At 71.8% G+C, this 26,024-nt stretch carries 21 protein-coding genes; 10 read left to right on the top strand and 11 right to left on the bottom strand.

The genetic code is table 11. The features are described 5' to 3' along the window. Window positions 1-71 precede the first annotated feature (71 nt). Window positions 72-989, top strand: a complete 918-nt coding sequence (locus tag OG798_RS19625) for an ATP-grasp domain-containing protein (protein ID WP_121416227.1) — start codon at window positions 72-74, stop codon at window positions 987-989. On the opposite strand, the gene OG798_RS19620 is transcribed toward OG798_RS19625, so the two are convergent. The 10 genes from OG798_RS19620 to OG798_RS19575 all read right to left on the bottom strand — a co-directional run bounded on the left by OG798_RS19620 (window position 970) and on the right by OG798_RS19575 (window position 13,384). Continuing rightward, entirely contained in the window at window positions 970-1,575 is a 606-nt protein-coding gene (locus OG798_RS19620; RefSeq protein WP_121416228.1) for a hypothetical protein, read from the bottom strand. The two genes, OG798_RS19625 and OG798_RS19620, sit on opposite strands and share 20 nt — an antisense overlap. Next, the gene (locus OG798_RS19615) at window positions 1,544-2,380 is read right to left on the bottom strand and encodes an FkbM family methyltransferase (RefSeq protein WP_328757400.1); all 837 of its coding nucleotides are present in this window, start codon (window positions 2,378-2,380) and stop codon (window positions 1,544-1,546) included. The genes OG798_RS19620 and OG798_RS19615 overlap by 32 nt, the downstream gene beginning before the upstream one ends. Beyond that, window positions 2,377-2,604: a Trm112 family protein gene (locus OG798_RS19610; protein WP_095854839.1), complete on the bottom strand. Its 228-nt coding sequence runs from the start codon at window positions 2,602-2,604 to the stop codon at window positions 2,377-2,379. The genes OG798_RS19615 and OG798_RS19610 overlap by 4 nt, the downstream gene beginning before the upstream one ends. Continuing rightward, the gene (locus OG798_RS19605; RefSeq protein WP_054233622.1) at window positions 2,601-3,506 is read right to left on the bottom strand and encodes a hypothetical protein; all 906 of its coding nucleotides are present in this window, start codon (window positions 3,504-3,506) and stop codon (window positions 2,601-2,603) included. Before OG798_RS19605 ends, OG798_RS19610 begins: the two co-directional genes overlap by 4 nt. A 15-nt stretch (window positions 3,507-3,521) precedes the next feature. After that, window positions 3,522-4,298, bottom strand: a complete 777-nt coding sequence (locus tag OG798_RS19600; RefSeq protein WP_328757399.1) for a class I SAM-dependent methyltransferase — start codon at window positions 4,296-4,298, stop codon at window positions 3,522-3,524. Then, on the bottom strand, window positions 4,295-5,704 hold the full coding sequence (locus tag OG798_RS19595) for a condensation protein (protein WP_121416231.1): 1,410 nt from the start codon (window positions 5,702-5,704) through the stop codon (window positions 4,295-4,297). Before OG798_RS19595 ends, OG798_RS19600 begins: the two co-directional genes overlap by 4 nt. After that, window positions 5,701-10,221, bottom strand: coding sequence for an alpha-(1->3)-arabinofuranosyltransferase (locus OG798_RS19590; RefSeq protein WP_328760053.1), 4,521 nt, complete (start codon window positions 10,219-10,221; stop codon window positions 5,701-5,703). The genes OG798_RS19595 and OG798_RS19590 overlap by 4 nt, the downstream gene beginning before the upstream one ends. After that, entirely contained in the window at window positions 10,218-10,997 is a 780-nt protein-coding gene (locus tag OG798_RS19585) for a class I SAM-dependent methyltransferase (RefSeq protein WP_328757398.1), read from the bottom strand. The genes OG798_RS19590 and OG798_RS19585 overlap by 4 nt, the downstream gene beginning before the upstream one ends. A gap of 5 nt (window positions 10,998-11,002) precedes the next feature. Continuing rightward, window positions 11,003-12,154, bottom strand: a complete 1,152-nt coding sequence (locus tag OG798_RS19580; protein WP_095854844.1) for a glycosyltransferase family 4 protein — start codon at window positions 12,152-12,154, stop codon at window positions 11,003-11,005. Window positions 12,155-12,406: 252 nt separating this feature from the next. Further along, window positions 12,407-13,384, bottom strand: a complete 978-nt coding sequence (locus OG798_RS19575; RefSeq protein WP_328757397.1) for a DUF3068 domain-containing protein — start codon at window positions 13,382-13,384, stop codon at window positions 12,407-12,409. 296 nt (window positions 13,385-13,680) lie between these two features. Here OG798_RS19575 and OG798_RS19570 point away from each other — a divergent pair, with 296 nt between their 5' ends. The 9 genes from OG798_RS19570 to arfA all read left to right on the top strand — a co-directional run bounded on the left by OG798_RS19570 (window position 13,681) and on the right by arfA (window position 22,849). Next, window positions 13,681-13,833, top strand: coding sequence for a hypothetical protein (locus OG798_RS19570; RefSeq protein ID WP_167552120.1), 153 nt, complete (start codon window positions 13,681-13,683; stop codon window positions 13,831-13,833). 35 nt (window positions 13,834-13,868) lie between these two features. Next, on the top strand, window positions 13,869-15,113 hold the full coding sequence (locus tag OG798_RS19565) for a helix-turn-helix domain-containing protein (RefSeq protein WP_067370541.1): 1,245 nt from the start codon (window positions 13,869-13,871) through the stop codon (window positions 15,111-15,113). Window positions 15,114-15,274: 161 nt separating this feature from the next. Beyond that, entirely contained in the window at window positions 15,275-16,051 is a 777-nt protein-coding gene (locus OG798_RS19560; protein ID WP_075026703.1) for an IclR family transcriptional regulator, read from the top strand. Then, window positions 16,048-16,929: an SMP-30/gluconolactonase/LRE family protein gene (locus OG798_RS19555; RefSeq protein WP_328757396.1), complete on the top strand. Its 882-nt coding sequence runs from the start codon at window positions 16,048-16,050 to the stop codon at window positions 16,927-16,929. Before OG798_RS19560 ends, OG798_RS19555 begins: the two co-directional genes overlap by 4 nt. Window positions 16,930-17,096: 167 nt before the next feature. Continuing rightward, window positions 17,097-18,485: an extracellular solute-binding protein gene (locus tag OG798_RS19550; protein ID WP_328757395.1), complete on the top strand. Its 1,389-nt coding sequence runs from the start codon at window positions 17,097-17,099 to the stop codon at window positions 18,483-18,485. Then, window positions 18,482-19,432, top strand: coding sequence for a carbohydrate ABC transporter permease (locus OG798_RS19545; RefSeq protein WP_067369604.1), 951 nt, complete (start codon window positions 18,482-18,484; stop codon window positions 19,430-19,432). The genes OG798_RS19550 and OG798_RS19545 overlap by 4 nt, the downstream gene beginning before the upstream one ends. Continuing rightward, entirely contained in the window at window positions 19,429-20,286 is an 858-nt protein-coding gene (locus OG798_RS19540; protein WP_095854848.1) for a carbohydrate ABC transporter permease, read from the top strand. The genes OG798_RS19545 and OG798_RS19540 overlap by 4 nt, the downstream gene beginning before the upstream one ends. 19 nt (window positions 20,287-20,305) lie before the next feature. After that, on the top strand, window positions 20,306-21,274 hold the full coding sequence (locus tag OG798_RS19535; RefSeq protein ID WP_121416238.1) for an arabinan endo-1,5-alpha-L-arabinosidase: 969 nt from the start codon (window positions 20,306-20,308) through the stop codon (window positions 21,272-21,274). Between the two features lie 69 nt (window positions 21,275-21,343). After that, window positions 21,344-22,849: an arabinosylfuranosidase ArfA gene (gene arfA, locus OG798_RS19530; protein ID WP_328757393.1), complete on the top strand. Its 1,506-nt coding sequence runs from the start codon at window positions 21,344-21,346 to the stop codon at window positions 22,847-22,849. On the opposite strand, the gene OG798_RS19525 is transcribed toward arfA, so the two are convergent. Beyond that, complete coding sequence (locus OG798_RS19525) at window positions 22,846-25,830, bottom strand: beta-galactosidase (RefSeq protein WP_328757392.1); 2,985 nt, start codon at window positions 25,828-25,830, stop codon at window positions 22,846-22,848. The two genes, arfA and OG798_RS19525, sit on opposite strands and share 4 nt — an antisense overlap. Between the last annotated feature and the right edge of the window lie 194 nt (window positions 25,831-26,024).

Raw genomic sequence — 26,024 nt, 5'->3', positions numbered from 1 at the left:
GTGAAGGTCAATTGGGTTGCCGGAGTTCCCTCGGTGGTTGTTAGCCTCCCCGGGGATCAGCCGTTACCAGGATGGAGTCCGCAGTGGCCCGCACCGCCGCCGTCCGCGCACGTATCGCGCTCGCCACCTATCGGCCCGAGGAGGGCGCGGAGAGCCTGGACCGGGATCTGCCTGTGCTGAGGGCGGCTCTGGAGGGCGCCGGGGCGGAGGCCGTCGTCGGGTACTGGGACGATCCGGACGTCGACTGGGCGGCCTTCGACCTCGTGGTGATCCGGTCCACGTGGGACTACAGCTGGCGGGTGGCGGAGTTCGTGGCGTGGGCCGAGCGGTGCGGGAAGCTGACGCGGCTCGCGAACCCGGCGCCGGTGGTGCGGTGGAACACCGACAAGCGGTACATCGGCGATCTCGCGGAGGCGGGGGTGCCCACCGTGCCGACCCGGTACCTCGCGCCGGGTGAGCCCGCGGAGTTCCCCGACGACCGCGAGTACGTCGTGAAGCCCACCTCCGGCGCGGGTGCGCGGCTCGCCGCCCGGTACCGCCCCGAGGAGCGGGAGACGGCCCTGCGACAGCTGGAGCGGATGCACGAGCGGGGGCTGACCGCCATGGTCCAGCCGTATCTGACCAGCATCGACACCGCCGGTGAACGCGCGCTCCAGTTCTACGGCGGCCGCTTCCTGCACGCCAGCCGCAAGGGCGCCGTCCTCGAACCCGGCACGGCCTACGACGCGGACAAGGTCGCGCACCCCCGCCTGGAGCCCTGGCAGCCGACCCCGGCCGAACTCGCCGTCGCGGAGCGCGCGTTGGGAGCCGTACCGCAAAGGACGGGCGGCTCGGAGCTGCTCTACGCCCGTGTCGACCTCGTCGACGGCGACGACGGGAACCCGTGTGTCATGGAGCTGGAGCTCGTCGAGCCGAACCTGTTCCTGTGGCTGCACCCGGAGTCGGTGCCCGTGGTCGCGGAGGCCGTCGTCAAGGCCGCTCTCCGCTGACGGCCACGCGCTGCAGCAACCCCCACGTGAACTCCGCCGCGCACTCCCGCGGCACTCCGGACGCGTCCGGGGCCGTGAACGCCAGGCCCCAGCGGGTCGGGGCCGTGCCCTCCAGGGGGCGGGCCGGAGCGAAGGCGCGGGCGACCTCGTCGACCGTGCAGGACCAGGGGGTGAGGTCGTCGAGGGTCTCCAGCCGGGGGCTCGGGGCGCCGGGGGCGCGGACCAGCCACTCGTTCCAGGCGACGCCGTTCGGGGCGACGAGGACCTCGAAGCGGAGGTCGGGCCAGAGGGGGACGGGCCAGAGCAGCGCCTCGCAGGCCAGGTCGCCGATCTGGCGAGGGGTGACGGACTCGGGGGCGCCGAGGATCGAGCGGTAGCGCGACACCGCCGCCCGGGAGCGCGGGGCGTGCAGCATGGCCTGCCAGCGGCGGTTGGCCTCGCGCATGTCGGCGATGGAGACGCCCAGCTCGTGGCGGGCGTCCTCGACGAGGTCGGGGTTGTGGTCGGCCATGCGGCGCAGCAGGACCAGTTGGAAGTCGAGCGGGGTGAAGGGGCTAGCGGGTCGCTTGGCGGGCATGGGCTCCATGGTCGCGCATCGGGAGGGAGCCCGGTCGGCAGCCGACCGGGAGGAACAGGACCGAGTTGACGTAGCGGGGGCCGCGCGGGGGCAGGACGCGGCGCAGCAGGCCCTGGGCGGCCACGTGGGAGGTGCGTGCCTGGTGGGCCTCCAGGGGGAAGGACGCCAGGGGCAGCCAGGTGGCGGCGGGCAGGACCCAGCCCGTGTAGCCGCGCTGGGTGAGATGGTCGACCACGGGGGCGATCGGCTGGATTCGGGACTCGAGTTCGATGAAGAGGGCCGGGCGGTCACGGGTCAGGAGGGCCTCCGCGCCGCGCAGGACCGCGAGTTCGTTGCCGTCCACGTCGATCTTGACGAAGTCGACGTCGTGGAGGCCCAGGCCGTCGAGGGTCACGCACGGGACCTCGACCGCGTGGGAGTGGATGTCCCGGCGGATCAACGACGACACGCCCCGGTCGCCCGCGTCGTCCGGCGGGAACCAGAGCCGCGCCGTGCCCGGACGGTCGGAGGCGGCGGCGCGGATCACGCGGACGTGGGAGGGGGTGGTGGCGGAGAGGAGTCTGGCCAGGTGCGGGACCGGTTCGACGGTCACCACACGGTGGGCCAGGCCCGAAAGACGGTGGGTCCAGGGGCCGTACCAGCCGCCCACGTCCACCGCCGTGCCGCAGCCCGGCGGGCAGAGGTCCGCGAGGCGGCCCAGTTCGGGTTCGAAGCGCGGGTAGACCAGCCGGGCGCTCGCCGCGACGAGGCGGGTGGGGAGGTGCGGAGCGAGCCGGGCGGCCCAGGTCCTCGAGGCCCTCGTCGTCCTCGTCATGGCACCATCCGCTTCAGGAGTTCCTCGTGCTCGTCCTCCGTGACCTGCTCCCCGGAGGACGGCAGCAGCTGTGGGATGCCGTCGACGATCGGGTAGCGGCGGTGCAGGCGCGGGTTGTACAGCGCCTCCTCCTCGCTCAGGGCCTCGTCCGATGCGAGCAGGTGCAGTGGGCCCTTGTCCAGGGGGCAGGCCAGGATCTTCAACAGCGGGTCGTCGGGGTTCACGGTGGCGTCAGCTCCTTGGCCACGATGGGGGGTTGGGGTGCCGCGTCGTGCTTGGGCATGACCAGCAGCACGGACACCGCGAGGGCGGTGCCCGCCAGGCGCAGCGTCAGCCGCACCGGGTCGTGCGGCAACGCCTCGCCGAACGCGAGCGTGCCGAGCACCGCCGTGAACAGGCTGGTCACCGTCGTACAGACCGGCACGATCAGCGAGGCCCGGCAGCGCTGCAGCGCCGCCTGGGACATGACCAGGCCGAACGCGCCGGTGAAGAGCAGGAGATAGGGGTACGGGGAGCGGAGCACGTCGATCACCGCCCCCGCCAGATCACTGGTCGTCAGATAGCTCGACACGCCCTTGATGGCCAGCGAGCTCACCCCGTACAGCAGGCCCACCGCCACGCCGTACTCGACCCCCGTCGTCGGCATCCGGTGCCGGTGCCGCGCCCGGCGCTCGGCGGCCCCGTACAGCCACAGGCCCGCCGCCAGCGAGGGCAGACAGACGGTCAGGATCAGCGGCGCGGGGGCACTGCGGCTGACCCGGTCCGAGCCCTCGCGCAGGGAGAGGACCACCATCAGCAGGGCCAGCAGGATCGCGCCGAGCGCGTACCGCTCGCGGCCCGACGTCTCCTCGCCGAGCAGCCGGGCGGAGAGCAGCACCAGCAGCACGAGCCCGGAGACGAAGATGCCCTGGGCGGCGGCGATCGGCAGGGTGCGGTAGACGGCGAGCTGGGCGCCGAAGCCGGAGGCCAGCGCCAGCGAACCGCCGATCCACAGCGGGCTGCCGAGCACCAGCCGCAGCAGCCGGGCGGGGCGGCGGATGTCGACCTCGGGCAGTGCGGCGAGCGCGCGCTTCTCCAGGACGAATCCGGTGCTGTACAGGACGTTCGCCAGCAGGGCCGCGGCCACTCCCCACCACATGGGCTACGTCCTTCGGGCGTGCAGGAGCAGGATGGAGGAGAGGGCCGGCGCCGCGCAGGCCAGTCGGTCCAGGGGGCGCAGCGGACGCGGTACGCCGTGGAAGGGCGCCCCGCTCAGCCGTACGACCTCGAAGCCCGCCGCGGTCACGAACTCCCGCAGCGCGCGGGCCGTGTAGAGCCGCAGATGGCCCACGACCTCCCGCCCCGGGCGGCCGTGGATCGCGCGCAGGCTCACCTCCGAGAAGACGGGCTGGACACCGGCGAGCAGCAGGGCGCGGTTGTACCAGGCGCCGAGGTTCGGGGTGGAGAGCATCAGGTGGCCGCCGGGGCGCAGGACCCTGCGGATCTCGTCCAGGGCGCTGTCGGGGTCCACGAGGTGCTCGATCACCTCGCTGAACAGGACGGCGTCGGCCGCGGCGTCGGCGAACGGGAGCCCGCCGTCGGTGAGTTCGCCGCGGATCGCGTACGGCAGCCGGGCGTGGGCGCGTCTGAGGGCGTCCTGCGACCAGTCGACGCCGACGAGTCGGTGTCCGGCGAGCAGGGGCGCGGCGGTCGCGGCGGCGGTGCCGTCGCCGCAGCCGATGTCCAGCACGGTCCGCGCGCCGGCCGTGGCGGGGCCGAGCGCGGCGGCCAGTATCCGGGCCTGGCGGAGGCTGCGGGGGGTGCCGGAGGCGACGGGGACGCTCGGATCCTCGTAGAAGTCGCGAAGTCCCTGCCGGGCGGCGGCCGTTGCCGAGCCGGCGGAAGGGGCGGGGGTAGGGGTCGAGGTCGTGGGCGTCATCGGCTGCGGTCCTCCTCCGTCGCGTGTAGATAGTGCTCGAAGAGGTCGCGGAGGTGGGCGCCGTCGCCGTGGCTGAGCAGGGTGCGCGACCAGCGCAGGGCGACGTGCAGACGGCCCGCGGTGGACGCCGTGGTGACGGTCAGGCCGCGGGGCGTCCGGGCGGGCGCCGAGAACCACACCGCGTGCGTGCGGCCCGCCTCCGCGCCGAAGTCCAGCGCGTACGGGATGCGGCCGATGTTGCTCAGCAGTGCGGTCGACGTCCAGGGGCCGGCCGCGCGGCGCAGGCCCCGGGTGAGGGCGGCGCGCCAGGCGACCGGGACCACGGGGGCGGTCAGGAGGGTGGCGCCGTGGCCGAGTTGGGGCCGGGGCAGCGACTTGAGCGCGCGGGTGCGTTCCGCCGTACGGCGCAGCAGCTCGCCCATCTGCCCGGCGTCCACCTCCTCGACGGTGAAGGGGACTTCGACGAGTCGTGTCCCGTTGCCGATGGGCATGTCCGTGCCGCGGGGGCGGTCGTCGACCGGCATCGTGATGCGCAGGGGGCGCGGTCGGGCGCCGTGTTCCCTGTTCCAGTGCGTGATCATCAGGGCGGTGGCCGCCATGAGCTGGTCGTTCACGGTGTACGGGGAGCCCTTGGGGCGGTGCGGGACGCCGAGTTCGGTGACGAGGAGGCCGTTTCCGGGCGAGGGCTCCGGGGTGCCGTGGGCCACGCGCGCGGGCGGGGTCCAGGTGGACGGGGTGTCGACCTGCACGGCCTTCGCCTCCGCCTCGGGCGGCCGTACGGGGGGTGCGGTCGGGGAGTTGTCCTTGCCTCCGTACAGCTCCGCGGCGGTGGCGAGGACGCGGAGGCAGGCGGGGCCGTCGAGGGCGGTGTGGTTGACGGTGAGGAAGAGGACGGTGCCCTTGGGGCGGGGGCCGCTGTGGGTACGCGGCGCCGTGCCCACCGCACGCGGCGCCGTACCTACCGCGTCCGTCGCCTCGCTGCCGACCGGCGGCCCCGCGCCGTCGACCACCTCCAGGCGGATGGGCGGCGAGGCGGTCAGCGGCGGGGCGGTCAGCAGGGCGCGGGTCCGTGCGCGCTGGAGGGCTCCCGGGCCCGGTGGCGGGAAGGAGACGACCTCCAGGTCCGGATCGGGGGTGAGTTCCCACTCGTAGCGGCGGCGGTACCAGGGGCCCGCCGCCTCGCGCATCAGGATGCGGGGGTGACGGTGCAGGGCCTCGGTGAACGCCGTGGTGAGGCGGGCGGGGTCGAGCCGGCCGGGGAGGTGGACCTCGATGTGGACGGTCTCGGGTTCCTCCTCCTGGACACAGTGCCGGGAGACCTCGTCCACGACGGGGAACGGCACGCGGGCGGGGCGCCGGGACGGTCCGTCGGTACCGTCCCGTGCCGGGTGCTCCAGCGCGGTCATCGGGGTTCGCCCCTTCCCGTGTCGTCGTCCGCCGGGTTCCCCGTTTTACGGAAGGCGATCCGGGCGGTGGGCGGATCGGCCTCGTGCGAGACCGCCTCGCCCGCACCCGGGTGACCCGCGCCCGCCTCGCGCGGGGCGTAACCCGGGCCGCGTGCGGAGATGGTCGGGCTGGAGGCACGGTCGGGCCCGGGGGCCGGTGCGGGGTGCTCGGCTCCGGTCGGCTCGGACGACCCGGGTGCGCCGCCCGGCGCCTCCTCGACCGTTCCGGCCTCCGTGTCCGGTGCGGCCCCGGGGCCGCCGTTCTCGCCGCGGCGGCGTCGGGGGAGTGGTGCCGTCGGGGCCTGGGAGCCCGGGGGCGGGCCGAGCGGGGGGACCGGGCGGGAGCCCCGGGGTGCCGCGCCGGGCGGCTCTTGGACGCTCACCAGTCCGGCGAACAACCCGATCAGGGCCAGCAACTGTGCCGCGGGTCCGAACGCGCCCTCGCTCGCGCCCGGTGGCGACCCGGCGCCGGTGGCGGCCGCGATCCCCGCCCCGGTGAGCGCGAGGAACGCGATCGGTACGAGGAGCGCGTGTCGTTTCCACGCGAGCAGCGCCAGCGCGGGGACCAGCAGCGCGAACGGTCCCGCGATGACCACGCCCACCAGGGTGAGCGCCACCGTGCCGAGCCAGAGCCCGGCGTCCGGCGCCGTCGGCTGCGGCTCGTCGGGGTTGGCCTCGCGGCGACGCCACAGCACGAGGCCCGCGAGAGCCGCCACGCCGACCCCGCCGCCGATCAGCCCGGCCTCGTACGTCGTCGAGGGCTCGTACGACAACGTGACCGTGCCGCCCGCGCCGGCCGGGATCCGCCAGCCCTGCTGCCAGCCGTCGAGCCGCAGGGGCGTCAGTTTCTTGCCGCCCAGCGTGGCCTGCCAGCCGTCGTTGTAGTTCTCGTACGTCGTGAGGTACGAGGCGGCGCCGGAGCCGACCTTCACCTCGCGACGGTCGCCCAGCCAGTCCACGATCCGCAGCTCGCGCCCGGCACCGGCGACGGCCTCGACGGTTCCCCGGGTGAGGGTGACGTCCGTGACCGCGAGGGGCCCGGCGTCGCCCGCCTCGACCCGGTGCGAACCGGATCCGAGGTCCAACGCTGCGTTCGAGGAGCCCTCTTGGCACAGCGTCAGCTGAACCGGCCGCCGTTCGGCGAGATCCCCCACCGTCCCCTTCGCGCTCGTCGCGTACAGCTTCCCGTCGACCGCGAGCGTGGGCCCCTTCCCGCACGGGAGCGAGAACTCCTGTGTCTCCACGGCCTGTGTGGTGCGGTACTCGGCGAGGTCAGGGAGATACAACTCCGTCAGCCCGACCGGCAGTTGCAGATCGGCGCCCGCGACCGGGTTGTGGAGCGTCAGGGGCGCGGTCTCGGTGATGGTGATGTCGAGGTGGTTCGTGGTGATCGGGTCGAAGCGGGCCCAGCCGTTCTCGTCGACGCCGGCCACGGTGTCCCCGTCCGGGGAGCGGATCTCGATCTTCGTCGGGCGGGTGGAGAGGCCGCCGGCCGCGGCCAGGACCATGGACGAGACGGGTTTCTTGTCGGGCCAGCTCAGATGGATCGTCGGCCTGTCCCCGGCGATCCAGGCCGTGGTCAGGTTGCCGTCCGTGAGATTGCGCGCGTCGAGGCCGGGGCCGAGGGCCGACGTGGAGTCGGCCGTCGCGACGATCCGGTTCGGCTGTTGGGGCGAGACGTCGTACAGCAGCTTGTCGAGTGCGTCGCCGGTGATCGCGACGGCGCTCGCGTTCACCTCGTACGATCCCGCCGTCGAGGTGGCGAAGGTGCGGTGCAGGCCCGCCTCCGTGCCCGTGGGGGCGAGGCCGGTGGGGTCGGTGGTGCGGTGCAGGGAGACGATCTCGGCGGAGGCGTCCGATCCTGCGGCGTCGGTCGGGAGCTTCAGCAGGCGGGTGACCTGGACCTCCGGGAGGGCGATCTCGGAGAAGCCCGCGCCGGTCAGGCCGGCGCGCTGCGCGGTGGAGTCGGTGATCGTCAGCTTCATCCAACTCGTCGACCCGGCAGGTGCCTTGACGGTCTGGGTCGTGCCGTCGGGTTCGAGATAGCTGGTGGCGGAGCCCTTCTCCGTCTCCACCCGGACCCGGGTCGCCGCGGACCGCATGCCGTCCTGCGGCAGCGGGGTGACCTTGAAGGACTTCGGCATGTCCAGGGACCCCTCGAAGCTGATCCGCAGCCACTGTCCGTTCGCGGAACCGGACGCGCCCTCCGCCCACGCGGTGTCGGGGTTGCCGTCGAAGGCGTTCACGGGGTCGTACTGGGGGAGGTGGAACAGCCAGTTGCCGGTGGAGGACGCGGTCACCGAGCGGGCGCCGCGCAGCTCGGCCACCGTCTGGTGCCGGATGCCCTTGGTCGGCAGGATCTGGTGCGGCTTCTTGCCGGCGTCCTGGGCGCTGTCGCTGTCGTTGCGCTGGTCGGGCGTGTACGTGTACGAGGTGTTGGAGTTGACCAGGCCGAAGCGGGTGTCGGCGCGTCGCAGCCCGTCGCCGACCACCTGGACCGCGGCGGTGCCGAGGCCGGGATGGTTGTCGCCGGTCAGGACGGCGGGGCGGCCGCGCATCGCGGGGTCGGCGGCCAGCGGCAGCAGCGCCTCGGGGCCGCCGGAGACGACGGCGGTGTCCGCGATGGCGCTCAGCCCGGCCTGCCCGGGGCGCGGTGCGCCGTTGCTCGCCGGTTCGTAGATCTCGACGGCGCGCTCGCGCGGGTAGAGGCCCTCGACCTGGAGCGGGGCGTGGTGGGCGATCCGGCCGCCGGTCACGACCGGTCCGAAGCCGGTGACGCGCTCGTAGCCCGACTGTTCCAGGGTCCGCTTCACGGTCTGGGTCGGGACGTAACCGACCTGGTCGGGGTCGAGGTCGTTGCGGACGACGACGTAGTAGAGCCCGGCGCGGCTCAGGTAGTCGCCGAGGCCGGGGACGTCACCGCCGGTCATGAGCGCTTGCTCGACGGCGTCCATGGCGCGCCGGTTGCCGGGGGTGCCGAAGGGGACGTAGTCCCGCTCGGCCCAGCGGGAGTCGGCGAGCACGTCGAGGGGCTCGTCGATGGGGGAGCCCCAGGTGTAGAGGCCGTGCGCGGTGGCGGGGACGACGAGGGCACGGGAGTCGGGGGAGTACTTCTTCAGCCAGTCGGCGGTGGTCTGCCAGTACTTGGGGAGCTGCTGGAAGGAACCCGGGTTGAGGATCGACCCGTTGAGGTACGGCCAGGCGAGACCCGGGAGGATCAGCACGGCCGCGACGAGGGGCGCGTAGCGGCGTCCGTGTACGGGACGGGCTCCGCGTGGCTCGGCGGCGACCCCGACGAGATGCGCGAGGCCGAACACCAGCGCCAGGGCGAGGCCCGTCTGGAACTTGTAGATGTTGCGGAAGGGGACCAGCCAGCCGTTCAGCCAGTCCTGGACGACGCCGTGGAAGGGCGCGCCGAACGCGCCGCCGTACCCCGCGAGGGTGAGGAGCGCGACCGACAGCACGGTCAGCACCAGCCAGCGGCGCTCGGGCATGTCACGTCTGGCGAGCCCGGCGAGACCCAGCCCCGCCGCGAGCGCCGAGCAGACGATCACGATCACCGAGGCGGCGACGGTCCAGCCGGCCGGCAGCCAGGCCTCGCCGAAGTGGAGGTACGCGACCCAGTTCCCGGCGCCGCGCAGGGACTCCGTGGCCGACATGGTGGCGGTCGTGGTCCCCGAGGTCTCCACGTACGGGAGGAAGTTCTCGCCGTAGACGCCGAGCATCAGCAGCGGGATCACCCACCAGGCCGTCGCCAGGATCACGCCCGGTACCCACCAGGTGATCAGTCTCCGCTGCCGGGGTCCACGTGGACGGGACAGCAGATACAGCCCGACGGGGAGCAGCGAGGCGAGGGTGGCCGCCGCGTTCACGCCGCCCATGAAGGGGACGACGAGTGCCGAGCGGAGGGCGGCGACGCGGGCGCTGTAGCGCTCGTCGGTGAGGGGGAGCAGGACCCAGGGGAGGAGGGCGCCGGGGAGCGCGGCGGCGGACGTCGAGCCGACGACGATCGTGAAGACCGGCCAGAGCGCGTACGCGACGGCGGCGAGCAGCCGGGAGGAACCGTTCCCGATCCGCAGCCGTTCGGCCAGCCGCAGGGCGCCCCAGAAGGCGACGGACACGACGATCGACAGCCACAGCCGTTCCGCCAGCCACACCGGGAGGTGGATCAGCTTGCACAGGCCGTAGAACGGCAGCATCGGCCAGACGTACCCCACGTACTGGTCCTGGATGCCGCCGAAACCGCCCCGGTCGTGCCACAACTGACCCAGGTCGGACAGGAACTGCCACGGGTCGAGCACGACACCGAGCTTGGTGTCGAACGTCATGCGTCCGGGGTGCACGGCCAGGAACAGCACGAACACCACGGCCCAGAACCCCAGCAGCCAGCGCCTGGACCGTGGCCCGTGCGGGGGGCCGGACGTGGTCGAGACGGGGCGGACGGCCGCCGGGGGAGGAGCCTGGACCGTGGTCGTCATGGTGGACACCGCCGGAGGATGAGGAGGAGGTTCCAGGTGGCGAACTCCCGCAGCCCCGGCGCCCTGGTGACGGCGGAGGCGAGGAGGGGCCAGTAGCGGGAGCGCGCCGAGACGACCGTGACGTCGTCGCGGGCGCGCACCTGCCGCAGGGTGGGGCCGATGTGCACGGCGAAGAGGTTCTCGCCGAGGGTGTGCTTGGCGGGCTTTCCGGTACGGCGGTGATAGTGGGCGCGCGCCCGCTCCGCGCCGAGGTAGTGCCAGGGCGCCCACTCGTGACCGCCCCACGGGGAGAGCCAGTTGGTGAACGAGACGTAGATCAGCCCGTCGGGCCGGGTGACGCGCACCAGTTCGCTCAGGAACGTCTGCGGGTCGGCCACGTGTTCGAGGACGTTGGAGGAGAAGGTGACGTCGGCGACCCCGTCCGCGAGCGGCAGCAGATACCCGTCGGCGACGACCGCCGAGCCGTCGGGCTTCGCCCCCAGCTCCCGTACGTCCGGCTCGAAGAGATACGCCTGCGCTCCGCGCCGCCGGAACTCCGCGGTGAAGTACCCGCCGCCGCCTCCGACGTCCACGACGGTACGTCCCTCGATGCCGCCGTACGCCTCGACCTGGTCGGCGGCGTCACGGGCTAGCAACGAGTAGCAGCCCTCGGGATCGTCCTGCTCCCGCATAAAGGCCCGAAACAGCGCGAACGAACGACGGAAGGAGGGGTCCTTCCAGGCCCGGGGTGCGTTTTTGGTGCGGGCTCGGCGGGGTATTTCGGGGTCGCCGTCCATGGGCGTCACCTCCGCCAGGAGGTGGCCGCCTCCGTGGCCACCGCCCTGAACTGGCGCACGGTGTTGTTCCAGCGGTACTGGGCCGCACGGTCGCGGGCGGACTTGCCCATGAGGGTGCGGCGGTGGGTGGACAGGGCGAGGGTGCACCAGGCCGCCGCGAACGAGGACTCACCGCGCGCCAGCACACCCGTCTCGCCGTCGACCACGGAGTCGCGCAGTCCGGGCACGTCGAAGGCGATCGCCGGGGTCTCGCGCGCGGCCGCCTCCGTGACCACCAGCCCCCAGCCCTCCACGGCGGAGGGATGCAGCAGCAGCCACGCGGCGCACAGCAGCCGGTGCTTCTCGGCCTCCGAGACCCGGCCCGCGAACTCCACACCCGCTCCTGCCAGGTGGTGGAGTCTCTCCCGCTCGGGACCGTCGCCGACGATCACCAGCCGGCCGCCGGTGACCGGGCGGACCCGTTCCCACAGCCGCAGCAGCAGATCGATCCGCTTGTACTCGACCAGCCGTCCCATCGCCACGAACAGCGGCTCCGGCGAGCGCTCGGCACGTGGGCCCGGCTCCTCGACCCCGTTGTGCACGACCCGGATGCGCTCCCGCTGCACCCCGATCGCGCGCAGCGCGTGGGCCGTCGACGGCGAGACGGCGACCAGCAGATTGCCGCGCTGCGCGCCCGCCAGTGCCCAGTGTTCGAGTCTTCGGCCGATCCGGGCGGCGGGCGCCAGCGGTCCGCCGAACCGCATCCGCCACAGGTCCGTGTGGACGTGGTTGACCAGGCACAGGGTGGGGCCGTGGTGCCAGAGCGGCGCCAGGTACGGCATGCCGTTGCAGACCTCGACCAGCAGGTCGCAGCCGCCGACCTGACGGTGGAAGGCGGAGCGGGCGCGCAGGAAGTGGCCCAGGTCGCCGCCCGCCGAGACGACCCGGTAGTCGTGGTAGGCCGCGGGCCCGCCGCACACCAGGGTGACCTGGTGGCCGAGCGAGGTCAGTCCCTCGGCGAGCCGGTCGACGAGGATCTCGGATCCGCCCGCGGACCGGTTTCCCAGGTCCCGGTGGGCGAGGAAGACGATGCGGCGCGGCGGTGGGGGAAGCGCCGGGAGGGACTGCGCGTCGCGCGGGACCGCGGCGCGCAGCGGGGAGGGCACGTGCTGGGGCATGGGTGCTCCAACTCGTCTCAGGGTGCGGAACTCAGCGTGGGGGGTGGGGCGTAGGGCGGGTCGGTCTCTTCGAGGGTGAATGCGCCGATCTGATGGGGGTGAATCTGCCGATCTGTGGGGGATGCGGGTACCGGCTGTCACGGGAGTGTGGGCGGGCTGTGCTCGGGTGGGGGTGGATAGTTTTCGCCCGGCGCTGGGAAGCTGCTACTCACCGAGGTGACAAATTCCGGGCTTTGTGGAGCTGACAGCCCATCACATCGTGAGTGCTGAAGGGGAGTTACCGGGCGAACCGGGATCCCGTCGCCCTCGTACCACCAAAACGCCCCCCACGGCGGCGAGGACGAACCCGAGCACACCGGCATCTATCGGCAACGTCTGCCCCAGCAGACGCAGTTGACCGCTCTCCTTCTTCGCCTGCTTCACCTGGTCCTTCTGGGTGGCCGTGGTGAAGGCCAGCTTGTCGGCATCCAGGAGCAGCGTCGAGTCGTACGTGGAACCCGGGGCGCGCAACGTCCTGCGCGGACCGACCTGGGCGTAGAGCACCCGGCCGGTGCGCTGGTCGACGACCAGCTCGATGCCGTGGTTGGAGTACCACTCCTCGGCCAGCACCTGGGGGCGACCGGGCTGGTCGACGATGCTGCCGGGCACCAGCCGGGTGCCGATCTTCGTCGGGGGGACCGTGCCGGTGAAGCGGTAACCCGTGTAGCCCTGGATCTTCTTGGTGCCCCGGTAGGCCAGCGTGATGGGTTCGCCGAGGGAGTTGTCCCACCAGCGGTACGCGTGTTTCTGCACGTCGAAGGGGAACTTGAGGTAGGCGTCGCCCTCGAAGCGCGGGCTCTCCTGGCAGCAGTGCACCGGCTGGTTGGTCTTCCGGTCGGTGACCCAGCGGTTCGGGAAGAACTCCAGCGCGTCGTACGGGTCGGCCGCGGGCAGCGACTTGTCCGTGTCGACCGTCGTCGTCACGTCCCAGACGGCGCGCCCGCTGTGCTCACTGTCGGCGACATCGCCTCTGACCTGCTGGGTGATGGTGATCCGCTTGTCGAACAGGGTCTGGATCTGGGCGGTGTCGAAATAGGCGCCCGTGCCGGTGTAGACGGCGGTCGTGTCGATGTCGACGGGGTTCACGGCGGCCCGCGGTTCCACGTACCACGCGAGCATCGGGGCCAGTACGAGCAGAAACGTGCCGAGGCCGAGCAGGACCAGTGCGAAGGGTGAGGGTTTCCGGCGCATCCGGGCACTCCAGGGGCGTGAGGAGGCTCGACGCACGAGTGATCACGGCTGATCGCGGCTGATCACGGCCGGTCACGGGTGATGCGGGTGATACGGGTGGAACGCGGTGATACGGGTGCGTCGACACCAGGAGGGAAAGTGCACGTGCGGTATGGGCCGGGAACCGTACGGGCACCCTTGACGGAGTGTCAATGCATTGTCGAGACTGAGGACTTGCCGGACGGGACCGGCGAAACGGGCTGCGCGGATCACGGAAACGGGTGGGGACGACCTCCGACAGAGAGGCTCACCCTGCGATGTCCAGACTGTTGGCCGCCGTACTCACCGTCGCTGCCGCCGCCGCGCTCGCCGTGGGTGCCGCACTCGGCATCGTCGCGCTGCTCGACGCGACCCCCGATCAGCCGAACACCCCCCTGATCACATACGAACATGCCGACCAGGAGCACTGACCGTGCCGCGGGGCGCGCCGGAGGCGGACCGGAAGGTGCAGGCCGGCCACGGGACCGTCGCCATACGCTCGGCCTGGCATGACGTTCCCCGTGCCCAGGTGCGGCAGTTCGCGGCGATCGCCCTCGCCGAGGCGCCGGATCTCGCCGAGGAGATCCTCCGGGAGATCCGCCGCGAGTACCCGAACCTGCCCCTCGTCCTCGACGACTCCGGAGAGCCGATGGCCCTCGTCGGCATCCGCCGGGCCATCGAGGTCTTCGTGCAGCACCTGGAGACGGCGGAGGGCAGACCCCGCGTCCACCCCGAGGTCTTCCAGGAGTTCGGCCGCGGCGAGGGACTGCACGGCCGCAGCCTCGACTCACTGCAGGCGATCTACCGGCTGGGCGTCCGCCTCGCCTGGCGCCGGTTCGCGGAGATCGGGCAGCGGGTCGAGATCCCGCCACCGGCGATGTACGAGCTCGTCGACGCGGGATACGAGTACCTGGACGGTCTGGTGGACCAGTCCGTACGGGGTTACGCCGAGGCCGCGGCCCGGCAGGCGGGGGAGCGCCTCCGTCTCCAGCGGCGCCTGATGGAGCTGCTGCTCGCCGAGCACCACCACCGGGGCGACCCCGCCGAGGCGCTCGTCGAGCGGGCCGCGCGGATCGGCTGGCCACTGCCGGACAAGGTCGCCGTCGGGGTGCTGCTGCGGCCGGCGCGGGAGGCCGTGGCGCCCGCCGTCGGGCAGGGGGTGCTGCTCGACATGGAGTACGAGCAGCCGCGGATGGTGGTGCCCGAGCCGGACGCCGCCGGGCGGCCGGAGCTGCTGCACCGGGCGCTGACCGGGTGGTCCGGGGCGATCGGGCCGCCGGTGCCGCTGGCCGACGCGGCGAAGTCGCTGCGCTGGGCGGATGCGGCGGTACGGCTGATGGAGCGGCGGCTGCTGCCCGGCGGGGAGGTGCTGCACTGCACCGAGCACACCGAGGCCCTGGTGCTCCTCCAGCCCGAGGAGCTGATCGACGACCTCGCCCTGCGCTGCCTGGCGCCGCTCGCGCACTGCGGGCCGACGCACGGGCGACGTCTCGCGGAGACGTTGCTGGCGTGGCTGGAGACGCGCGGAGGCGCGCCGGAGGTGGCCGCGCGGCTCGGTGTCCACCCCCAGACCGTCCGCTACCGCCTCCGCCAGATCAGGGAGCTGTGGGGGGACGAGATCGACGATCCGGACCGGCGGTTCGAGCTGGAGCTGGTACTCCGCGCGCAGCGTCTCCGAGGTGAGCTGGGTGATCCCCACCCCCGCCGCTGAGCTCCCGTCGCGCGCGGCCGACTCCGCCTGCTCACCAGTGCACTGTCACCCCTCGCACCTCACCGTCACCCACCCATTGCCCGTGCAAGAGCACTATGAGTAGCCTGTGTTCGTCATGCCGATCGGCTGTTGAAATTTCGAACATAGGGAGGGGGCCGGTTGTGGGACGCCTCGTACCTGCCGTGACCCGAGCTCTCGACATACTCGAGCTCTTCCTCGACGGGGACGGGACGCTCTCCGCCCCCGACATCGTGCGCAAGCTCCAGCTTCCCCGGACGACGGTGCACGAGCTGGTCACCACGCTCGCCGCCCGCTCGTACATCGTGCAGGTTCCCGGCCAGCCGGGACGCTACCGCCTCGGTGTGCGCCCGTACCAGCTCGGGAGCAGGTACGCCGAGCAGCTGGACCTCGCCGCCGAGGGCCAGCAGGTCGCCCGGTCCGTCGCCGAGACCTGTGACGAGACCGTCCACGTGGCGATCCTGGAGGGCACGGACGTCATCTACATCGCGAAGGTCGACTCCACGCACGCCGTGCGCATGGTGTCCGCGGCGGGCCGGCGCCTGCCCGCCCACTGCACCTCCGTCGGCAAGATGCTGCTCGCCTCGCTCCCCGACGTCGAGCTGACCTCCCGTATCCCGGACAACGCGGACCTGGTCGCGATGACGCCCAACAGCATCACCGAGCCGGGCGCCCTGCGCGAGGCCCTCGCCGAGATCCGCCGCCGCGGCGTCGCCGTGGAGAGCCGCGAGTCGAACCCGGACGTCAGCTGCGTCGCCGCCCCGGTGCGCGACCGTACGGGCCAGGTCGTCGCCGCGCTCTCCATCTCCGTACCGATGATCCGCTGGAGCGACGAGCGCCGCGTGGAGCTGGAGCAGCTCGCCGCGAAGGGCGCCGTCGAGCTGTCCGAGCGGCTCGGCCACCGGAGCGTGGTGGGGTGACCGGGGCGAGCGGGACGGGCGGCACGGCCTTCGACGTCGCGGTGCGCGCCGAGGCGGCCCTCGGTGAGGGCCCGACCTGGGATCCGGACGCGCAGCGGCTCATCTGGGTGGACATCCTCGGTTCCCGGGTCCACACCTACGACCCCGTCTCCGGGCGCCGCACGGTCATGGTCACCGAGCAGCACGTGGGCGCCGCCAAGCCCCGCGCGGGCGGCGGCCTGGTCGTCAATCTCCGGGACGGCGTGGCGACGTACGGCGGCGCCGAGGGCTTTCGGTGGCTGCACCGCGACCCCGTCCCCGGCCGCCGCGCGAACGACGCCGCGGTCGCCCCGGACGGCTCGCTGCTCTTCGGCACCATGCGCTACGACGAGGCCCCGGGCGGTGGCACCCTGTCCCGGATCGCCGCGGACGGCACGGTCACCCCGCTCCTCGGCGACGTCGCCGTCAGCAACGGAACGGGCTGGAGCCCGGACGGCCGGCTGCTGTACTACATCGACTCCCCGACCCGCCGCGTCGACGTCTTCGACGTAGGTGACGTGGGTGACGGCCAACCACCCCTCAACAGGCGCCCGTTGGCCGTGATCGAAGAGGGCGCGGGGTGGCCCGACGGGCTCACCGTCGACGCCGAGGGCTGTGTGTGGGTGGCCCTCTGGGACGGCGGAGCGGTCCGCCGCTACACACCGGACGGCGAGCTCGACCGGGTCGTGGAACTTCCCGTTCCGCGCCCCACCGCCTGCGCCTTCGGCGGCGTGGACCTGACCGACCTGTACATCACCACGGCGCGTACGGGCCTGGAGGCGCCGCATCCGCTCTCCGGCTCGGTGCTCGTCGTCCCCGGCGCGGGGAAGGGCCTGCCGCAGCCGCCGTTCGCCGGCTGACAGTTTCCCCCTCGAAGGTCCCCGTCCGGTCGTCGACCACCGGACGGGGACCTTCGATTTTTGTGCAAACCATTGACGAGAAAGCGCTTCCTATCTACGGTCCCGTTCGAAGTTACGAGCGATCACCGAAATCTCGAACAGTGAATCTCGAACAGTGAGGGCAGGGCATGGGACGACCTGACCTGAACGACGGGTATCCGAATCGTGGGAACCTGAACCGCAGGAACGTTTTGGCCGCGCTCGGCGGCCTGACCGTCGCCGGCAGCCTCGGCTTCGCCGCGCTCGGCACCGGCGCGGACGCGCTCGCCTCCAGCGCGCGCACCCGGGTCCGCTACTGGAACCTCTTCCAGGGCGGCGACGGCACCAACCAGGTCGCGATGGTGGACGCCTTCCGCAAGGAACATCCGGACATCGCGGTCAAGGACTCCACCCTGACCTGGGGCGGCCCGTACTACACCAAGCTCGCCATGGCCGCGGCCGGCAACCGCGCACCGGACCTCGCCGTCATGCACCAGGGCCGCGTCCCCGGGTTCGCGCCCGGCCGCCTCCTGGACCCCTGGGACATCGACCTTCTGGCCAAGTACGGCGTGCGGGAGGCCGACTTCAACCCCGTGCTGTGGAAGCGCGGCATCGTCGGCGGCAAGCTCTACGCCCTGCCCCTCGACATCCACGTCCAGCTCTGCTTCTACCGCAAGGACGTCTGCAAGAAGGCCGGGCTGCTCGACGCCGACGGCCGGCTGCCGGCCGCCGGTTCCACCGACGAGTGGTTCGCCCTCCTCAAGGCGGCCAAGAAGCAGCTGAAGAGCGGGCAGCAGACCCTCGGCCTGCACGCCAACGACCAGAACTTCGCCTGGTGGTTCTTCGTCGCCTTCTACCAGCAGCTCGGCGGCGGCTACTTCAACGACGACCAGACCGACGTCACCTTCGACACCGACAAGGCCACCGAGGTCCTGGAGTTCTTCCGCAAGCACGTGACCGACGGCTATGTCACCGTCGGCGAGGCCGACGGCGAGGCGTTCCTCGCCGGGTCGCCGTTCACCTGGGAGGGCAACTGGTCGGTGCCGTACTTCAACGGGGAGAAGCTCGACTTCGGCGCCCAGCCGCTGCCCCCGGTGTTCGGGAGACGGGCCACCCACGCCGAGTCGCACTCCTTCATCCTGCCCCACCAGTCCGGCCGCGGCGGCGCCGCCGACGAGGGCGCCTACCGGCTCGCCGCCTACATGGTCACCCACGCCACCACCTGGGCCATCGGCGGCCATGTGCCCGCCTATCTGCCCACCTTCAAGGATCCCGCCTACCTCAAGCTCAGCCCGCAGAACGAGTACTCCGGGCCCGCCATGGAGCACCCGGCCACCGAACCGCACATCTGGTTCGCCGGCTCCACCGGCGTCCTTGCGCAACGTGTCGGCCCGGTCGTCGCCTCCTCCAACCTCGGCTCCGCGAAGCCGGCCGCGGCGGCCCGCCGTATGAAGTCCGTCCTGGAGCGACTGCTCGCCATGAAGAACCCCATGGACGGCAGGACGGCCGCCCAGGAGCTGAAGGGAGCAGGCGCATGAGCAGCGCCACGAGCACGGTCGCCGCCACCACCCTGCGTCCTCGCGCGACCACGGCCGCCGACTCCGCCCGCGTGCGCTGGGGCCGTCGCTTCCAGCACGGCGGCTGGTTCGTCGCCCCGTTCTTCGTCCTGTACGGACTCTTCGTGCTGCTGCCGGTCGTCCGCGGCCTCTACCTCAGTTTCACCGACGCCAACATCTCCGGCGACCACACCGACTTCGTCGGCCTCGACAACTACCGCGAGGCCCTCAAGGACGACCTCGTGTGGAACTCGCTGTGGCACAGCGTCCAGTTCACCCTGTACGTCGTCCCGTGCATCGTCGTCGTGGCCCTGCTGATGGCGCTGATCGCCCACCACACCGTGCACTTCAAGTGGCTGTGGCGGCTGTGCTTCTTCGCGCCGTTCCTGCTGCCCTCGGCCGTCATCGGCAACCTGTGGTGGTGGCTGTTCCAGCCCACCAACGGCATGGTCAACCACGTACTCGGCCTCACCACCCCCTGGCTCACCCAGAAGTCCACGGCCCTGCTCGCCGTCGTCGTCGCGACCCTGTGGTGGACGGTCGGATTCTCCTTCCTGCTCTTCCTCGCCGCTCTCCAGAACATCCCCCAACACCTCTACGAGGCGGCCGAGCTGGACGGCGCGAACGCCTTCCGGCGCATGCTCCACATCACCGTGCCGAACCTGCGCAACATCACCGGCCTCGTCATCGCGCTGCAGATCCTGGCCTCGCTCCAGGTCTTCGACCAGGCGGTGGTCATGTACCAGTTCGGCCCGGGGCCGGAGGAATCGACCCGCACCTTCGTCCAGTACACCCTCGAACAGGGCTTCACCAGCTACCGCGTGGGCTACGCCTCCGCGATCTCCTTCGTCCTGTTCCTCATCATCGCGGCCGTCGCCCTCGGGCGGATGTGGCTGCTCCGCAGCCGAGAGGAGGGCATCTCCCGATGACCACGCCGTCACCCACCCTCCGTAAACCCCGCAGCACCTGGACGCCCGCGCAGATCGCCCTGACGGTCGTCGCCCTCGCCCTGTCCGTGATCTGGATGGCGCCGCTGGTGTGGGCCCTGTCCACGTCGCTCAAGACCCCGGCGGAATCGGTGGCCTCGCCGCACTGGATCCCCAAGGACCTCACCCTCGACTCCTGGCGGAAGGTCTTCGAGGCCGGCAACATCCCCAACTGGTTCGTGAACTCGCTGGTCGTGTCGGTCTGCGTCACCTTCGTCGTGCTGCTGGTCGCCTCCCTCGCCGGATACGGTTTCGCCCGCACCGAGTTCCGCGGCAAGTCCGTCCTGATGGCCGTGACGATGGCGGGCCTGATGTTCTCCCCGGCGATCCTCGGCGTCCCGCTCTTCACCACCGTGCAGTCGCTCGGCATGGTCGACACCTACTGGGGCATGATCCTGCCGCAGTGCGCCCCCGCCGCGATGGTCTACATCCTCTACAAGTTCTTCCAGTCGCTGCCCCGCGAGCTGGAGGAGGCGGCGTTCATCGACGGCGCGGGCCGCTGGCGGATCTTCTTCACCCTCGTCCTGCCGCTCTCGAAGCCCTCGCTGTCGGCCGTCGGGATCTTCACCTTCATCGCCTCGTGGAACAACTTCCTGTGGCCCTACATGGTGACCAACAACCCCGACCTGATGACCATGCCCAACGGCATCGCCACCGTGCAGAACGCCTTCGGCATCGTCTGGCCACAGCTCATGGCGGGCGGCCTGATCGCGGGACTCCCGCTGATCGTCGTGTTCGTCTTCTTCCAGAGCCAGATCGTGCGGGGTGTCGCCCACACGGGTCTGGCCGGCCAGTAACAGCCCAGAGGAGTGTGAGTTGAAGCGCTTGAGACTCGCCGCGCTGCTCGCCGCGGCCACCATCGCCCTGCTCCCGACCACCGCGTCGGCCGACGTCACCTACCCCGACCCCCTCCCCCTCACCGGCCAGCAGATCATCCACGACCCCACGGTCACCCACCTCAGGAACGGCCGCTACGTCGCCTACTCCACCGGCGGCGTCCTCGGCGCCCGCCTCTCCACCGACCTCCACCACTGGGACGACGCGGGCAACGCCTTCACCACGCCCCCGAGTTGGTGGTACGACTACAACTCCACCGCCGACCCCTGGGCCCCCGACCTCTCCTACCGAGACGGCCGCTACTGGCTCTACTACGCCGTCTCCTCCTGGGGCACCAACCACTCGGCGATCGGCGTGGCCACGTCGAAGACCGGCATGCCCGGCACCTGGACCGACCACGGCCCGGCCTTCACCTCTCGGACCACTGACGCCTGGAACGCCATCGACCCGGCGGTGATCCGGGCCGACGGCAAGCTGTGGATGGCGTTCGGCTCGTACTGGACGGGCATCCGCATGGTCGAACTGGACCCGAGCACCGGCAAGGCGATCGCGGACACACCCGTGGAGCACCTGGCCACCCGCCCGGACGCCCCGTACGCGGTCGAGGGCCCGTACATCGTCAAACACGGCCGCTACTACTACCTCTTCGCCTCCTACGACGCCTGCTGCGCGGGCGTGAACTCCACCTACAAGATCCGGGTCGGCAGATCGGCATCGGTGACCGGCCCCTACGTGGACAGCACGGGCAAGCCGATGCTGGAGGGCGGCGGCGACCTGTTCCTCGCTTCCCACGGTCGCTATGTCGGCCCCGGCGGTGAGTCGGTCTTCCGTGCCCATGGGGAGGACTGGATCGCCTATCACTACTACGACGGCAACGACTCAGGCACCCCCAAGCTGGGCCTGAACAGGCTGAACTGGACGAGGAACGGTTGGCCCGTCGCCGGTTAGGGGCGCGGGGAACTGCGCGACCAGCCCCCCCGAACCCGCAGACAAAACCGAACCCCCGGAAGGAAAAGAATGCGTACCGCCCGCTTCGCCCTGGACCCCGCCTTCACCATCGGCGAGGTCAACCCCCGCCTCTTCGGCTCCTTCGTCGAACACCTCGGCCGCTGCGTCTACACCGGCATCTACGAACCCGACCACCCCTCCGCCGACGCCGAAGGCCTCCGCACCGACGTACTGGACCTGGTCCGCGAACTGGGCGTCACCACCATCCGCTACCCCGGCGGCAACTTCGTCTCCGCCTACAACTGGGAGGACGGCGTGGGCCCCGCGGAGGAACGGCCCCGCCGCCTCGACCTCGCCTGGCGCTCCACCGAGACCAACCGCTTCGGCCTGTCCGAGTACATCGCCTTCCTGAGGAAGATCGGCCCCCAGGCCGAGCCGATGATGGCGATCAACCTCGGCACGCGTGGGGTCGCCGAGGCCCTGGAGCTCCAGGAGTACGCCAACCACCCCGGCGGGACGGCCCGTTCGGACCTGCGGGTGGCGCACGGCGACAAGGAGCCGTTCGGCATCGGCCTGTGGTGTCTGGGCAACGAGATGGACGGCCCCTGGCAGACCGGCCACAAGACGGCGGAGGAGTACGGCCGTCTCGCCGCCGAGACCGCCCGCGCGATGCGCCAGATCGAGCCGGACCTCGAACTCGTCGCGTGCGGATCGTCGGGGCAGAACATGGAGACGTTCGCCGCGTGGGAGGCGACCGTGCTGGCGGAGACGTACGACCTCGTCGACTACATCTCCCTGCACGCCTACTACGAGGAGACCGAAGGCGACCGCGACTCCTTCCTCGCCTCCGCCGTCGACACCGAGTCCTTCATCGAGAACGTGGTGGCGACCTGCGACCACGTGGGCGCCCGGCTGAAGTCCAAGAAGAAGATCAACCTCTCCTTCGACGAGTGGAACGTCTGGTACCAGAGCCGGCCGAACCCGCATCCGGTCGAGGACTGGCAGGAGGCCCCGCGCATCCTGGAGGACGTCTACAGCGTCACGGACGCCGTCGTCTTCGGCTCCCTGCTGATCGCGCTGCTGCGGCACGCGGACCGGGTGACCGTCGCCTGTCTCGCCCAGCTCGTCAACGTCATCGCGCCGATCATGACGGAGCCGGGCGGCGCGGCCTGGCGGCAGACGACGTTCTTCCCGTTCGCGCAGGCGGCGAAGTACGGGCGCGGGGAGGTCCTCGACGTCCGCGCGGTGTCGCCGACGTACGAGACGAAGAAGTACGGGGAGGTCGACCTGCTGCACGCCACCGCCGTGCGCGCCGAGGACGGCTCGGTCACCGTCTTCGCGGTCAACCGCAGCCAGACCGAGCCGCTGCCGCTCGAAGTCGCCCTAAACCGGCTGGGGTTGACGACGGTCGTCGAGCACAGCGCGGTCGCCGACGCGGACCCCGACGCCCGCAACACCCTTCAGGACCAGGAACGGGTCACCCCGCACCCCGTCGAGGACACCACCCTCCAGGACGACGGCACCCTGACCGCCGTCCTGGAGCCGCTGTCCTGGAACGTGATCCGGCTCAGTTAGAGGGTGTGCGCGCGGCCGGGGGAGTCCACCGGTGTCACCGGTACCCCTCCGGCCGCGCTGCCCATCAGCGTCAGTTTCACCTCGCCGGGACCGGCCGGGGTGGTGCCGTCGGACAGTACGGCGAGGGCCAGGGTGTTGGCGCCCCGGGTGCGCAGGATGCCGCCCGGCAGGACGAAGGTGTGCTGGGGGCCGACGTCGTTGATGTACTGGCCCATGTTCCAGCCGTTCAGGAAGATCTGGACGCGGTAGGCGCGGGCAGGGTCGTCGGTGAGGGTGAGCCCGATCGAGGCGTCCACGCCCGGATCGATCGCGAGCCGGAACCCGGTGCGGTACCAGGCGACTCCCTGCCCGCGCGCCGTCCGCGGGAAGTCCACGACCTTCCAGCCGCCGTCGGCGAACTCCGGCAGATGCCAGCCCTGCCGTTCCCCGTACAGCCCGCCGTGGTTGAGCGGCCCCCGCACCGGGTCGGGCGCTGCCCCGCCCTGGATCCGCCAGGTGAGGGCCGGGCTCGCCCCCGCGAACGTCACCGCCGTGAGCCCCCGTGCGGCCTTGTGCGTGTCCTTCGCCGCGCCGTCCATGTCGTGCTGCATCCGGCGGACGAGGACGGACAGGACGTGCGGTCCGTTCGTGTACCGCACGGGGAAGGTGGCCGTGGCGGACCATGTGCCCTTCCGCACCGTCGACTTGTCCGGCACCGGCATCCGGTGCGTGCCGAGCGGCTTTCCGTCCAGCCACGCCATCAGCAGCCCCTGTGTGCCCGTGACGTACGAGAGGGACACCGACTCGGCGGCGCCCACGTCCGTGAAGCGCCCCCGGTACCAGACGTCTCCGTAGTGGAAGCCGTAGTCGTCGGCGAAAAGGACGGGCTGCCCGGCCGGTACGGGGGTGGTGCTGTACGAGGAGGTCCTGTCCGCGACCTTCCAGGCGGAGTCGTCGAACGCGGCGGCCGACTCGGGGTTCTCGGCGTGGAAGCGCCAGTTGCCCAGCGCGGGAAGGTGGACGGCCGGGACTCCCGGCAGCCGCCGCTCGGCCCGCAGGCTCCCGGAGGTGGTCGCCCGGGCCTTCAACGTGTCCTGGTTCCACACCACTTCACTCATCCCGCGCGGCCCCCACACCTCCAGGTCGGCCTCCTCGACGGTGTCCCCGGTGAGATGGACGGTCGTGTCGCGCAGGGCTGCGGTGCGCAGGAGCGCCGGGCCGTATACGAGCACGGGCCCCGACGGGGTGTCGTAGCGCCACAGCCGTACGGACGTCTCGTCGTCGGCGAGCAGCAGGAGGAGGGGGGTGTCCGTGCCGCCGCCCTCCACCAACACCCGTGTCAGACCGCCGAGTTCGGCGTCGACGCGCAGCGCGCCGGACGCGTACGCGTGGTGGGCCTTCCCCTCCAGCACGGTGACCGTGGGCTCGCTCGCGCATTCGACGGCCGTCCGCGTCGCCTCCCCCTTGCGCCCCGTGAACACGGCGATGTCCTGCCGTCCGGCGGTGAGCCACAGCATCGGCTGGGCGCTGGAGTACCTCAGCGTCCTTCGCCCGAGCCGGAGTCCGGTGGCGAGCAGCCGGGCGTCGAGGCCGGGGACCGGCACCGGTAGCGGAACGTTCACTCCGGCGAGGGGGACGGCGGCCAGGACGTCGTCGGTCCGGTCGTTGCGCAGGATGTGGAAGTGCGCCTTGGTGTCCGGGTTGACCAGGTGGTACGCCGTGATCCCGGCGTCCGCCCCCGACGCGCCGCCCCTCGCGCCGACCTGGACGTCGGCCGCCCGGTCCAGCTTGGCGAGGTCGGGCACGGAGTGCAGGAGCTGCCCGAGCTGGTGCATCGGGACCAGCTTGGGGGTGGGTCTGCGGGCCTCGTCGAGGGCGGCGCCGTAGTCGTACGAGGTGTAGACGACCGGCGCGGGCAGCCAGCCCCAGGAGGTCCCCCCGAACGTCATGTAGACGTTGTGGACCTTGATGCCGTTGGCGAGGTTGGTGAGGTAGAAGCGCCGCTCGTACGCCGCGTCGCGCGTCCGCGCCGACTCCGCGTACCCCTTCCCGTCGAACTCCACCCCGCCCCACGGGTCGAACCAGCCACCCCCGAACTCGGCCAGCAGCCCCGGGGTTTCGGGACTCGCCGTCGAGCCGCCCTTCGTACCGCCGATGCCGAAGTAGCCCCAGTCGGGCGGCGTCGCGACGGGCGAGGGATAGCCGTCGAAGCCGTACAGATAACGGCCGCTCTCGCCGCCCGTGTCGAACGTTCCCGGCGCCCAGTACCCGTTGCGCCCCTTGTCGTTGTGGAAGAGCGGCACGTCGATGCCGTCGGCACGGACCTTGGCGTAGAGGTGGGCCATGTAGTCGCGCCCGCGGGGGCTGGTGACGTGGTTCGCGTACTCGTTCTCCAGCTGGTAGAGGACGATCGTGCCGCCGCCGTGGGTGTAGAGGTGCCGGGCCGCGATCCGGTTCACGGCGGTCAGCCACTCGTCGACGTACGACAGATAGGTCGGGTCGGAGGTGCGGGCGGTGCCCCGGGTGGCGGTCAGCCAGCCGGGGAAGCCGCCCGCGTCGACCTCGGCGTTGATGTACGGGCCGGGCCGCAGGATCACATACAGGCCGGTCTCGGCGGCCGTGCGCAGGAACAGGTCGAGGTCGCGGACGCCGGTGAAGTCGTACTGTCCGGGCGCGGGGGAGTGGTAGTTCCAGGAGACGTAGACGCTGATGGTGTTGTACCCGTGGGCGCGCAGCTTCTCCAGGACGTCCCGCCAGAGGGAGGGGCTCGGCAGCCGGAAGGGGTGGACCTCGCCGGACCACAGGACGACCCGCCTGCCGTCGACCAGCATCGAGTACTTGTCGAAGCCCACGGTGTGGCGGTTCCCGTCGGCGCCGGGCGGTTCCGGTGCCGGGCCGGTGGGGGCGGTCGCGCGGGCGAAGGCGCCGTCGCTCCCGCTGAGCGTGAGGCCGAGCGCGGTGGTGCCGGCGAGTGCACTGAAGGTACGTCTGCTCAACACCATGCGGGGCCTTTCGGGGACAAGGGCGTAGGTGCGGCCATTGTCCACAGCTGTGCGTCTCCCCAGGGCCGTATGAGGGGCTCGGCGCGGGCGGATTACGCGGTACGGCCGGTACGCGCACGCTGATACCGCTCGCCCTCGCCTTTCTCCTCGGCGGCCTGGTCGGCGCGCCCGTCGCCGCCCGGCCGGTCCGCCTG

The organism is Streptomyces sp. NBC_00271, assembly GCF_036178845.1.
Lineage (GTDB): Bacteria > Actinomycetota > Actinomycetes > Streptomycetales > Streptomycetaceae > Streptomyces.
This window is presented reverse-complemented; position numbering and strand designations above follow the sequence as displayed.

Excerpts from the sequence above, each read along its gene's own strand:
- OG798_RS19625 (WP_121416227.1), top strand. The coding sequence starts at position 72 with ATGGAGTCCGCAGTGGCCCGCACCGCCGCCGTCCGCGCACGTATCGCG.
- OG798_RS19620 (WP_121416228.1), bottom strand. The coding sequence starts at position 1,575 with ATGGAGCCCATGCCCGCCAAGCGACCCGCTAGCCCCTTCACCCCGCTC.
- OG798_RS19615 (WP_328757400.1), bottom strand. The coding sequence starts at position 2,380 with ATGACGAGGACGACGAGGGCCTCGAGGACCTGGGCCGCCCGGCTCGCT.
- OG798_RS19600 (WP_328757399.1), bottom strand. The coding sequence starts at position 4,298 with ATGACGCCCACGACCTCGACCCCTACCCCCGCCCCTTCCGCCGGCTCG.
- OG798_RS19595 (WP_121416231.1), bottom strand. The coding sequence starts at position 5,704 with ATGACCGCGCTGGAGCACCCGGCACGGGACGGTACCGACGGACCGTCC.
- OG798_RS19590 (WP_328760053.1), bottom strand. The coding sequence starts at position 10,221 with ATGACGACCACGGTCCAGGCTCCTCCCCCGGCGGCCGTCCGCCCCGTC.
- OG798_RS19585 (WP_328757398.1), bottom strand. The coding sequence starts at position 10,997 with ATGGACGGCGACCCCGAAATACCCCGCCGAGCCCGCACCAAAAACGCA.
- OG798_RS19580 (WP_095854844.1), bottom strand. The coding sequence starts at position 12,154 with ATGCCCCAGCACGTGCCCTCCCCGCTGCGCGCCGCGGTCCCGCGCGAC.
- OG798_RS19575 (WP_328757397.1), bottom strand. The coding sequence starts at position 13,384 with ATGCGCCGGAAACCCTCACCCTTCGCACTGGTCCTGCTCGGCCTCGGC.
- OG798_RS19570 (WP_167552120.1), top strand. The coding sequence starts at position 13,681 with ATGTCCAGACTGTTGGCCGCCGTACTCACCGTCGCTGCCGCCGCCGCG.
- OG798_RS19550 (WP_328757395.1), top strand. The coding sequence starts at position 17,097 with ATGGGACGACCTGACCTGAACGACGGGTATCCGAATCGTGGGAACCTG.
- OG798_RS19545 (WP_067369604.1), top strand. The coding sequence starts at position 18,482 with ATGAGCAGCGCCACGAGCACGGTCGCCGCCACCACCCTGCGTCCTCGC.
- OG798_RS19540 (WP_095854848.1), top strand. The coding sequence starts at position 19,429 with ATGACCACGCCGTCACCCACCCTCCGTAAACCCCGCAGCACCTGGACG.
- arfA (WP_328757393.1), top strand. The coding sequence starts at position 21,344 with ATGCGTACCGCCCGCTTCGCCCTGGACCCCGCCTTCACCATCGGCGAG.
- OG798_RS19525 (WP_328757392.1), bottom strand. The coding sequence starts at position 25,830 with ATGGTGTTGAGCAGACGTACCTTCAGTGCACTCGCCGGCACCACCGCG.